This is a genomic window from Nonomuraea rhodomycinica (genome assembly GCF_013363995.1).
Lineage (GTDB): Bacteria > Actinomycetota > Actinomycetes > Streptosporangiales > Streptosporangiaceae > Nonomuraea > Nonomuraea rhodomycinica.
Genome location: NZ_JABWGO010000003.1, coordinates 1 through 11,160, shown reverse-complemented (window position 1 = coordinate 11,160; position 11,160 = coordinate 1). Strand labels below are relative to the sequence as shown.

The following is an 11,160-nucleotide window of genomic DNA, read 5'->3' as shown; positions in this document are numbered from 1 at the left end:
GCCAGGCGCCACCTCGTCAAGGTGTCACCGCTGGGCAGCGGCTTGTCCTCGGCTGCCACGGACACCCTCCCTGCCAGCACGACCTCGTTGCGGTCCACTGTCGTCCTCCCATCCGATGCTCCGGCGGGGATCACTCTCTACGATGTGGACATGGCCAGGACGGCTCGAATGTCGTTCTGGGGATAGCGGACCGCTGCTCGGGAGTTCCTGTGGACAACATCACCGCCCTTGGCGGCGACGTCTATGAGATCGACACGAAAATGGCCGGTTACTCGGGAATCACGGCCGGCTACCTGATCCTGTCCGATCGGCCCTGCCTGGTGGAGACCGGGACGTCGACCTCCGCGCCCGTGGTGCGCGACGCCCTGGCCTCGCTCGGGGTGGGACCCGACGACCTGGCGAGCGTGGTGGTCACGCACATCCACCTCGACCACGCGGGCGGAGTCGGCGACATCGCGAAGTTCTTCCCCTCCGCGCAGATCGTCGTCCACGAGAAGGGCGCGAGGCATCTGGCCGACCCGTCCCGTCTCATGGCCAGCGCCCGGATGGTGTGGGGTGACAAGCTCGACACGCTGTTCGGCGAGCTGTCGCCGACCGAGACGGAACGCATCGTCGCCCTCGGCGACACCGGCGCCGTCGACCTGGGCAACGGCCGCACCCTCAGCAGCCACTACTCGCCGGGCCATGCCAAACACCACGTCGGCCTCGTCGACTCCGGCACCGGCGACCTCTACGTCGGCGACGCCGCCGGCGTCTACCTCCCCGAGACCGGCGACCTGCGTCCCGCCACGCCGCCGCCGGACTTCGACCTGGACACTGCGCTCAACTCGATCGCCCTGTTCAAGGCGCTCGGTCCGCAACGGCTGCTGTTCAGCCACTACGGACCGGTCGACGCCGTCGAGGACACTCTCGAACGTTCCGCGGAAGAGCTGCGCATCTGGGTGGACCTGACCCGTCAGGCCCACGCGGAGGGCATGGACCTGGACCACGCCGTCGCCATGGTGCGCGACCGGACGAAGGAGCGCTATGCGGCGCTGGAGATGGAGGGCGAGGCGGCCGAGCAGTTCGAGCTGCTGAGCGGGGCGCCGTCCAACGTCGCGGGCATCCTGCACTGGCTCAACCGCGTCAACCCGTAGCGACCGGGGGGTGCGGCCCGGCGGGCGTCCCCGTCCGCCTGAGCCCACCCGGCGCCACCGGATGAGCCGGAAAACGCGCAGACGGTACGGCCGGCACCCCCTGATGGTGCCGGCCGTACCGTCTGCTCACGCGTCTGAGCGCCGAGGCGTCAGTCGTCCCGCTTGGGCTTGTCCTGAGTGGATCCGTCGAGGATGTCGCCGAAGTCGGGCTCGATGAACGCCAGGTTGATGTCCGGCGCCGACGGGACGTCGCTCTGCTCGTCGGCGGCGGCCGGGGCCGCGGCCTCTGCGGAGTCGGCCGAGTCGGCTGCCTCGGCCGAGTCGGCTCCCTTGCCGGGGCCGGCCGAGTCGGCGGCCTCGGCGGTCGCCGGAGCGGACGCACCCTGCGGGGCCTCGTCCGGCACCGGCTGCTCCTCGGGCACCTCGTCCTCGGACACCTCGTCCTCGTCCAGGTCCTCAGCCAGGTCCTCGTCCAGGGCCTCGGCGTGCTCCTCGGACTCCGAGGAGGGCTCCTCGGTGTCGACGGAGTCCTCGGCCTCGCCCGCGGTGGCCGCGACGGCGATGTCGTCGTCGAACGGCACGTCGAGGTCGTCGCCGTCCTCGTAGTCCTCTTCGAGGTCGTCGATGACGGCCCCGGTGAGCGTGGCGTACCGCTCGGCGGCGTCGGTCTCGCCGTCACCGTCGAACGCCATCGCCCGCGCGAACCAGTCGGTCGCCGCCTCCTGGTGCCCGGCGTCGAGCAGCGCGTCGGCGTACGCGAACGCCAGCCGCGCCGACCACGGCTTCACGTCCTGGTCACGCAGTTCCGGAAGCCGCTGGAGCGTGATGACGGCGGCGTCGTTCTGGCCCAGGTCGCGCCGGGCGCCCGACTCGACGATGGCCAGCTCGATGCGCTCGGGCCGGTCGAGGCGCTCGGCCTCGGGAGAGCGGACCAGGTCGAGGGCGCGCTCCGGGCGGCCGAGGCCGCGCTCGCAGTCGGCCATCACCGGCAGGTACGCGTCGGAGCCCGTCATCCTCCGGGCGGCGCGCAGGTCGCTGAGCGCCTCGGAGTAGTGGCCGGCGCGGTAGGCGACGATGCCCGCCGCCTCCCGGACCACGCCGATGCGGGCGGCGAAGCGGCGCGCCACCTTGGTGTGCTCGTGCGCCCGGTCGGGGTCGTCCTCCTCCAGGGCCCGCTCGGCGGCCACGAGGTGCCTGCCCACCAGCTCGGCCAGATCACCGGGCAGGGAGCGCAGCTCCTCGCGCACCTCCTTGTCGAGCTCGTCGGCGGTGACGTCCGGGGCGATCTCGGGCAGCCGCTCGCGCTGAGGGGCGTCCTCGCGGTCCGCCCTGCCGTACCTGGCGCGGGTGCCGGCGCCCGGACGGTCGTCACGGTTGCCGCCGCCTTCGCCGTCACGGTCGCGGGAGAACGGGCGGGCGCCGCCGTCGCGGTAGCCGCCGTCACGGCGCGGTCCCCGGTCGTCGCGGTCGCGGAACGAGCGACGGTCGTCATCACGGCGCGGCCCGCGGTCGTCACGGAACCCGCCCTCACGACGCGGGCCCCGATCGCCGTGGCCACCCTCGCGACGCGGACCCCGGTCACCCTGGAACCCACCCTCGCGACGCGGACCCCGATCGCCCTGGAACCCGCCCTCACGGCGCGGCCCGCGGTCGTCGCGGTCGCGGAACGGGCGGCGCTCGTCGTCGCGGCGCGGGCCCCGATCGGCGTACCCGCCCTCACGGCGGGGACCCCGGTCGTCACGGTCGCGGAACGAACGACGGTCGTCATCACGGCGCGGCCCGCGGTCGTCACGGAACCCACCCTCGCGACGCGGACCGCGGTCACCCTGGAACCCGCCCTCACGGCGCGGGCCCCGATCACCCTGGAACCCGCCCTCACGACGCGGCCCACGGTCACCCTGGAAGCCACCTTCACGGCGCGGCCCGCGGTCGTCGCGGTCACGGTACGGACGGCGTTCGCCGCCGTACCCGCCCTCACGACGCGGCCCACGATCATCACGGTCACCGAACGAACGACGCTCGCCGCCGTAGCCACCCTCACGACGCGGCCCACGGTCACCCTGGAACCCGCCTTCGCGGCGCGGCCCACGGTCACCGTAGCCACCCTCGCGACGCGGCCCGCGGTCGTCGCGATCACGGTACGGACGGCGCTCGCCGCCGTACCCGCCCTCACGACGCGGCCCACGATCATCACGGTCACCGAACGAACGACGCTCGCCGCCGTAGCCACCCTCACGACGCGGCCCACGGTCACCCCGGAACCCGCCCTCGCCCCGAGGACCACGATCGTCGCGGTCGCGGAACGGACGACGGTCGTCATCACGGCGTGGCCCGCGGTCGTCACGGAACCCGCCCTCACGACGCGGACCCCGATCATCCTGGAAGCCGCCCTCACGACGCGGCCCACGGTCGCCCTGGAAGCCGCCCTCACGACGCGGCCCACGGTCGCCCTGGAACCCGCCCTCGCGGCGCCAGCCGCGGTCGTCGAAGTCGTCGCGGCTCCGGTACACGGGCCGGTCGCCGCCGCGGTCCTGGGAGGAGCGGCGGTCGTCGCCGTCGCGGCGCGGCCCCCGGTCGTCGCGGCCGCCGGAGCGCTGGTCGGAGCCGGAGCGCTGGTCGGAACGGTACGGGCGGTCGCCTCGCGAGCCCCCCTGGTCACTGCCCCGGGAGCCGTAGCCGCCGCCTCTGCTGCTACCGTACGTACGCCTCTCCCCGTATTCGCCGCCCCCGCGCTGTCCGCTGTCGGGTCCGTTGTCTCTGTTCACTTCTGGTCCATTTCGTTGGATCACTCAGCGGACCCGCATCGCACATGGCGGCCGCCGTGGCTCGCCGCCGCCCGCCCTCGGGCCTTACGCGACGAAGGCCACCCGTGGGGGTGGCCCGCTCGCTCCAGCCTAGCAAGCCGCCGAACGTCCACGTGACTCGACGAGGAGTGAATCCGGTCGCCCACTTTGCCGTTTTCGTGAAGACTGCCAGCCATGTCACTTCGCTTCCATGAGATCGCCGAGTCGCGTCACCGCATCCTGAACCCCCTCAGCCCCGACAAGCTCAACCTTCTGGGCGAGATCTGCCGCATCAGTCACGGCACGCGGCAGCTCGATCTGGCCTGCGGCAAGGGCGAGATGCTCAGTCGCTGGGCCTCCCGCTACGGGTTGCACGGGGTGGGCGTGGACGTCAGCTCGGTGTTCCTGGAGGCCGCCAGGGAGCGCGCCGCCGACCTCGGGGTCGGTGACCAGGTACGTTTCGTCGAGGCCGACGCCGGCACGTACACGGACGAACCCGAGTCGTACGACATCGTGTCCTGCATCGGCGCGACGTGGATCGGCGGCGGGCTGCAGGGCACCCTGGAGCTCATGCGCCGCCCGCTGCGGCCGGGCGGGATCGTGCTGGTGGGCGAGTGCTTCTGGCTGGCGCCGCCACCCGTGGAGGCGTGCGAGGCGCTGGAGATCCCCGAGGACGCCTTCACCTCGCTGGCCGGCACGGCGCAGCGGCTGGAGGCGTCCGGTTTCGAGCTGGTGGAGATGGTGCTGTCCGACCCGGACAGCTGGGACCGGTACGTGGCCAGCCAGTGGTGGACGCTGAGTGACTGGCTGCGGGCGAACCCGGACGACCCGGACGCCTCCGCCATCCGCGACTTTCTCGACAAGTCACGCCGGACGCATCTGGAGTACGGCCGGCAGTACCTGGGATGGGGCGTCTTCGTGGCCCGGCGGTAGGGGGAGCGCGGGAAAGGGGAAGTACCCGCTCCTTTCCACTCTCAACGTATAGCGCACCGGGGGGCTTGCGGCAAGACCCCGGTCATCCCCCAGAATCGTCCGCCGAGGCCGAATGGTGAGGCCACAGCCTGCGGAAATGGGGATGCGAAGTGCGAGTGCTGTTGTCGACGTACGGGTCGCGCGGGGACGTCGAGCCGGTGGCGGGACTCGCGGTGCGGCTGCGGGAGCTCGGCGCGGAGGTGCGGGTGTGCGCGCCGCCCGACGAGGAGTTCGCGCGGCGGCTCGCCGGCGTAGGCGTGCCGATGGTGCCGGTCGGCCGGTCGGCGCGCGCGCTGACGACCTCCGCGCCGTCGGCGCCGGCGGACCTGCCCCGGCGCGCGGCCGAGGTGATCGCCGGCCAGCTGGACGCGGTCATGCCGGCGGCCGAGGGGTGCGACGCGATGGTGGTGACCGGCATGATGCCGGCCGCGGCCGGCGCCCGGTCGGTGGCCGAGAAGCTGGGCATCCCGTCCGTGTCCGTCACGTTCCAGCAGCTCACGCTGCCGTCGCCGCACCACCGGCCGCTGGCGTATCCGGGCCGGCCGCTCCCGCCGGAGGTGACGGACAGCCGGGTGCTGTGGGACCTGGACGCCCAGAGCGTCAACGCCCTGTTCGGTGAGGCGCTGAACAGCAACCGGGCCTCGATCGGCCTGCCTCCGGTGGACGACGTCCGCGACCACGTCATCGGCGACCGGCCGTGGCTGGCGACGGACCCCGTCCTGGACCCGTGGCTCGGCTCGCCAGATCTCGACGTCGTGCAGACCGGCGCGTGGATCCTGCCGGACGAACGCCCGCTCCCGGCCGAGCTGACGGCGTTCCTGGAGGCGGGCGCGCCTCCGGTGTACGTGGGGTTCGGCAGCATGCCCATGCGCGGGTCGACGGACGTCGCCCAGGTCGCGGTCGAGGCGGTCCGCGCGCAGGGCCGCCGCGCGGTCCTGGCCCGCGGCTGGGCCAGCCTCGGCCGGATCGACGACCGGGACGACTGCTTCGTCGTCGGCGAGGTCAACCAGCAGGAGCTGTTCGGCCGGGTGGCGGCCGTCGTGCATCACGGCGGGGCGGGCACGACGACGACGGCCGCGCGGGCCGGCGCGCCTCAGGTGGTGGTGCCCCAGCTGGCGGACCAGCCGTACTGGGCCGGCCGGGTGGCCGAGCTGGGCATCGGCGCGGCGCACGACGGGCCGGCGCCGACCTTCGAGTCCCTGTCGGCCGCGCTGGCGACCGCCCTGGCCCCCGGGACCCGCGCCCGGGCGGCCGCCGTGGCGGGCGCGGTCCGCACCGACGGAGCGACGGTGGCCGCCCGGCTGCTGCTCGACACGGTCAGCCGGGAAAGGCCGCCCGTCTCCGCCTGAACCACACCGGATCGTCGCGGTCGCACCACTCGCGCGCCGCTCCCGCCCAACCAGACGCATGTCCCGCCGCGCCAGACGCGTGTCCTGCCCAGCCGGGCACGTGTCCTGCCCAGCCGGGCGCGTGTTTCGCCCAGCCGGGCGCGTGTTTCACCGAGCCAGACGCAAGCGCCCTCAGATCGGAGCTGAATCTCCCGTGAACCCGCTGACCACCAGCGCGTTTGACCTTCCCGACCACCTCGCCGCCAAGGCCGACCCGGCGCTGATCGGCGGCGACGAGCAGCACTTCGCGGCCATCGCGCGCAGCCTCGATCAGGCGATCGCCGACCTGTCCGAGCGGCTCGACGCCGCGCGCAGGGCGCCCGGCGGGAAAGGCCGGGCGGCGCTGGACCGCGACCTGGAGATCCACCGGCTCGCCGCTCGCCTGCGCACGCTCCGCCGCTACGGCCTGGACCTGTGCCTCGGGCACATGGTGAGCGTGGACGGCCACGAACCCGCGTACATCGGTCGGCTCGGCCTCACCGACGGCGAGGGCCGCCGGCTGCTGCTCGACTGGCGTTCCCCCGCGGCCGAGCCGTTCTTCGGGGCCACCCACGCCAACCCGATGGGCCTGGCGAGCCGCCGCAGGTACCGCTGGACCCGCGGCCGGGTCAGCGACTACTGGGACGAGGTGTTCACCTCGGAGGGGCTGGCCGGGCACGCCGCGCTCGACGACCAGTCCGCCTTCATCGCCAGCCTCGGCAGCAGCCGGTCGCCGCGGATGCGCGACGTCCTCGGCACCATCCAGGCCGACCAGGACGCCATCATCCGCGCGGGATCCGCCGGCGCCCTCGTCGTCGACGGCGGCCCGGGCACGGGCAAGACCGTCGTCGCCCTGCACCGCTCCGCCTACCTCCTGTACTCCGACCCCCGTCTCGGCCACCGGCGGGGCGACGTGCTGTTCGTCGGCCCGCATCAGCCCTACCTGGCGTACGTCGCCGACGTCCTGCCTAGCCTCGGCGAGGAGGGCGTGCAGACCTGCACCCTGCGGGACCTCGTCGCCGAGGGAGCCGCGGCGGCGGCCGAGACCGACCCGGAGGTGGCCCGCCTGAAGGCGTCGGCGGACATGGTGAAGGCGATCGAGCCGGCCGTCAGGTTCTACGAGAACCCGCCCACCCAGGGGATGACGGTCACGACGCCCTGGTCCGACGTCTGGCTGAGCCCCGACGACTGGGCGGAGGCGTTCGACGCGGCGGAGCCCGGCATCGCGCACAACGACGCGCGCGACCTCATCTGGGAGGAACTGCTCAGGATCCTGGCGGACAAGCACGACGACGAGGACGTCGCGCCCGACCTGCTCCGCCGGTCGCTGCTGCGGGACCGGGAGCTGCTGACGGCGTTCAACCGGGCCTGGCCGCTGATCGAGGCGGCCGACCTGGTGGGAGACCTGTGGACCGTACCCGCCTATCTGCGGATGTGCGCCCCCTGGCTCAGTCCCGACGAGGTACGCAAGCTCCAGCGCGAGGAGGCCCAGGCGTGGACCCTCTCCGACCTGCCGCTCCTGGACGCGGCGCGGCAGCGCCTCGGCGACCCGGAGACGTCACGGCGCAAGCGACGGCGGGAAGCGGCCCTGGCCGCGCAGCGCGAACGCATGGCCCAGGTCGTCGACAACCTGATCGAGGCCGATGACGACGGCGAGGGCCTGGTGACGCAGCTGCGCCGCGCCGACCTCCAGCGCAACCTGGTCGACGAGTCCGAGCTGCCCGCCCTCGACCTGGACCGGCTCGCCGGGCCGTTCGCGCACGTCGTCGTGGACGAGGCGCAGGAGCTGACGGACGCGGAGTGGCAGATGCTGCTGCTGCGGTGCCCGTCCCGCAGCTTCACCATCGTCGGCGATCGGGCGCAGGCCAGGCACGGGTTCACGGAGTCGTGGCAGGAACGGCTGGAGCGGGTCGGGCTCGACCGGATCACCCTGGCCTCCCTGAGCATCAACTACCGGACGCCGGAAGAGATCATGACGGAGGCGGAGCCAGTCATCCGGGCCGCGCTCCCGGACGCCAACGTCCCGACCTCGATCCGCAGCAGCGGCGTCCCGGTCGTCCACGGGCCGGTCGCGGAGCTGAGCTCGATCCTCGACGCCTGGCTCACCGCGAACGCCGAGGGCACCGCCTGCGTCATCGGCGATCCGACGTTCGAGGAGACCTCCCGCGTACGGTCGCTGGCTCCGGAGCTGTCGAAGGGGCTCGAGTTCGACCTGGTGGTCCTCGTCGACCCGGAGAGGTTCGGGGAGGGCGTCGAGGGGGCGGTGGACCGCTATGTCGCGATGACCAGGGCGACCCAGCGGCTCGTCATCCTCACGAGCTCCTGACGTCCTCCGTCGCCGAGGGAGCGGTGTCCGGGCGGGCCGCCGGCATCACTCCCTCGCTCAACGGTACGCGGGGACGCCGGCCTCCTTGGCTTCATCACCGGGCCGGGCGACAAGTGCGGCGTGCTTCCCGTGCGCCGTGACCGGGCTGATCACCGCGTCAGAAGGGCGTTGTGGAAGGGCGGATCGGCCGGCTGACGTGGGTTCACCCCGCGTCATGTCCTGGATGGGCGACCGGAACGAGAACCCGCGTGGTCGAGAGGTCGATCGTCCGGTGTGACGGTTGCATCCTGGTCGAGGTGGCTGGGTCGTCGCCTGTTCCGAGGTTGCGTTCCCAGCGGGGATGCGATCCGCCGGCGATGATCAGCCGCAGACGGTTGCCCGGCGCGAAGCAGTGGGCGACCGGGTCGAGCTCCAGCCGGACCACGCCCGTGGGTCGGGAAGGGTCGAGCCGGACGTATCCGTCGCTGACGTTGCGTGAGCGGCCGTCGGCGTCGACTTCCGACAGGCGGAGGAACAGGTCGGCGAAGGGGTTGTCGGAGCCGTGCCCGACCTCCACGACGGGGCTGCCGATGACCGCGAGCTGTGCGGTCAACGGGTCCGAGGTGAAGGTCAGCACGTCGGGACGCGAGGCGAGCGCGCTGTCGTCGGTGTAGCCGGCGGATACTCCCGGGGAGAGCTGGGTGACGAAGGCGCCGCCGTAGGTGGGGGTCGGGTTCGCCGGGTCGTAGGTGAACTCGCCGACTTCGCCCGGCTGGGCCGGTTGTGCGGCCAGGGTCTTGCCGGAGCGTGGATGGAAGACCTGGTCAACCGTCGCCGGCGGCCAGGCCGGAAGGTCGCGCCACCCCTCGCCGGGGCCGCTGACGAACACCTTGACCGGCATGGCGCGACGCCGGTCGCCCGACCCGGCCAGGTGCTCGTCGAACCAGGCGAGAGCTTCGGGAAGCAGCACCCGGGCGCCCGCGGCGCCGCCCTGGGCATGCGTCCACGGGCCCATGGTGAGCCCGACATCGACGCCGCGACCGGCCAGCCGCGCGTACCCGGCCAGTGTCTGGCGGAGGAAGCCGTCCTGCCAGCCACCCTGCAGCAGCACGGGGACGTGCACCCGTTCCAGCGCGTCGGTCAGGTCGGCGCGCTGCCACCATGGGTCGCCGAGATCCCGCCGGCTGACCCACTCGCGGTACCAGGGCGCCTTCCCGTCCATCAGCTTGTCGGCGGCGTCGGTCAACGGAAGGGCCGCCAGCGCCTCCCGGACGCGGCCCCGGGACGAGAGCACCCCGAGGATGCGAGGCAGGAGCGGCTCCTCCTGCCTGCTCGTGACGAACGACCATTCGAACATCGTGCTGAGCTGGAACGCCCCGCCGGTGTAGACGAAGGCGCCGAAGTCGTACGGCGCGCACGCGATGACCGCGGTCACCAGCTCTGGAGGCGGATCCATCAGCGACGCCCACACGGCGAAGCCGACAGACGAATAGCCGTGCGCGGCGAAGCGCCCATCGAACCATGGCTGCTCGCGCATCCAAGCGACGATGTCAGCCGCATCGTCGACGTCCCGCATGTGCGGTTCGAACGTTCCCCCCGATCCGAACGTCCCCCGGCACCGGACCAGCACGACCCGATAGCCACGGCAGGCGAACACTCCGCCGGTCATCGCCGCGCCGATCACGTTGTAGCCGTAGGGCGAGGTGACGAGGATCGTTCCCGACACCGGTCCCTTCGGCTCGTAGAGATCGGCGAGCAGGTCGACGCGGTCCCTCATCGGGATCCGTGCGTCGCGGGTCACCGTGTAGTCGCTCGTCGGAGCCGGAAGCCGGGCGTACTTCGTCCACTGCTGGTCGGCGAGCCGTTGCCAGAACGTCCGATCCTTCGCACGCTGGAGCATCTCTCTCCTCCGCCCACAACAGGCGCCCGATCTACGATTCAGCAGAAACAGGCTCGTCGCAACACAGCCCGAAGAAGAGCCGCTCCGTGCGCAAAGACGAGATCGACGAGATCGGCGGCTTCATCGAGCGGTTCGCCTCCACTCTCGCCGACGCCGGCTTCCCCCGTCTCACCGTCCGGGTGTTCGCGACCCTCTGGCCAGCGAGAGCGGGCGTACGACCGCGGCCGTGCGCTACCGGCTCCGACGTCGAAGCGGTGCCCGACGCTGGATGCCTCGATCCGGCATGCGATACCGATCCCGGACATGCGAGAAGGGGCCCACACGAACCCGGCATCAAGCCAGGCCCGCATGAACCCCTTCTCAAAAGATTGTCCGGCGGTGACCTACTCTCCCACACCCTCCCGAGTGCAGTACCATCGGCGCTGGGAAGCTTAACTTCCGGGTTCGGAATGTAACCGGGTGTTTCCTTCCCGCCATAACCGCCGTAACCCTCCGAAACACACAAGCACCGCTTGCTGTCTCAGAATTGCCTAGTGGACGCGAGCAAAACACTTCAAAAAGTCTGCTTTGTGGTCAAGTCCTCGGCCTATTAGTACCGGTCAGCTCCACACGTTACCGCGCTTCCACCTCCGGCCTATCAACCCGGTCGTCTACCGGGAGCCTTACCCCCTCACAGGGTGGGAGACCTCATCTCAAG

7 protein-coding genes and 2 rRNA genes are annotated in these 11,160 nt (G+C 72.1%); 5 read left to right on the top strand and 4 right to left on the bottom strand.

The features are described 5' to 3' along the window. The first annotated feature begins 209 nt into the window (after positions 1-209). Positions 210-1,136 carry an MBL fold metallo-hydrolase gene (locus HT134_RS15810; RefSeq protein WP_175601166.1) on the top strand — a complete coding sequence of 309 codons (927 nt, stop codon included), beginning with the start codon at positions 210-212 and terminating at the stop codon, positions 1,134-1,136. A 149-nt stretch (positions 1,137-1,285) separates the two neighbouring features. Here the strand turns inward: HT134_RS15810 and HT134_RS15805 are convergent, their stop codons facing one another. Continuing rightward, a complete protein-coding gene (locus HT134_RS15805; RefSeq protein ID WP_217707953.1) occupies positions 1,286-2,383 on the bottom strand; it encodes a hypothetical protein in 1,098 nt (365 codons plus the stop codon). On the opposite strand from HT134_RS15805, the gene HT134_RS46980 reads away from it, so the two are divergent. The 4 genes from HT134_RS46980 to helR all read left to right on the top strand — a co-directional run bounded on the left by HT134_RS46980 (position 2,327) and on the right by helR (position 8,584). Beyond that, positions 2,327-4,057 (top strand): hypothetical protein, encoded by a 1,731-nt coding sequence (locus HT134_RS46980; RefSeq protein ID WP_175601161.1) that lies wholly within the window; start codon positions 2,327-2,329, stop codon positions 4,055-4,057. The genes HT134_RS15805 and HT134_RS46980 overlap by 57 nt on opposite strands. Positions 4,058-4,114: 57 nt before the next feature. Then, entirely contained in the window at positions 4,115-4,852 is a 738-nt protein-coding gene (locus tag HT134_RS15795) for an SAM-dependent methyltransferase (protein WP_175601165.1), read from the top strand. Between the two features lie 149 nt (positions 4,853-5,001). Continuing rightward, entirely contained in the window at positions 5,002-6,240 is a 1,239-nt protein-coding gene (locus HT134_RS15790; protein WP_175601164.1) for a glycosyltransferase, read from the top strand. A 193-nt stretch (positions 6,241-6,433) separates the two neighbouring features. Further along, a complete protein-coding gene (helR, locus tag HT134_RS15785) occupies positions 6,434-8,584 on the top strand; it encodes an RNA polymerase recycling motor ATPase HelR (protein ID WP_175601163.1) in 2,151 nt (716 codons plus the stop codon). A 202-nt stretch (positions 8,585-8,786) separates the two neighbouring features. On the opposite strand, the gene HT134_RS15780 is transcribed toward helR, so the two are convergent. The 3 genes from HT134_RS15780 to HT134_RS15770 form a co-directional block, all read right to left on the bottom strand. Continuing rightward, complete coding sequence (locus tag HT134_RS15780; RefSeq protein WP_175601162.1) at positions 8,787-10,463, bottom strand: CocE/NonD family hydrolase; 1,677 nt, start codon at positions 10,461-10,463, stop codon at positions 8,787-8,789. Positions 10,464-10,833: 370 nt separating this feature from the next. Continuing rightward, positions 10,834-10,950 (bottom strand): 5S ribosomal RNA (gene rrf, locus HT134_RS15775). 82 nt (positions 10,951-11,032) lie between these two features. Continuing rightward, positions 11,033-11,160 (bottom strand): 23S ribosomal RNA (locus HT134_RS15770); the annotation flags it as partial.

What these genes read in the sequence shown, in the direction of transcription:
- HT134_RS15795 (WP_175601165.1), top strand. Translation starts at nt 4,115, where the DNA reads ATGTCACTTCGCTTCCATGAGATCGCCGAGTCGCGTCACCGCATCCTG.
- HT134_RS15780 (WP_175601162.1), bottom strand. Translation starts at nt 10,463, where the DNA reads ATGCTCCAGCGTGCGAAGGATCGGACGTTCTGGCAACGGCTCGCCGAC.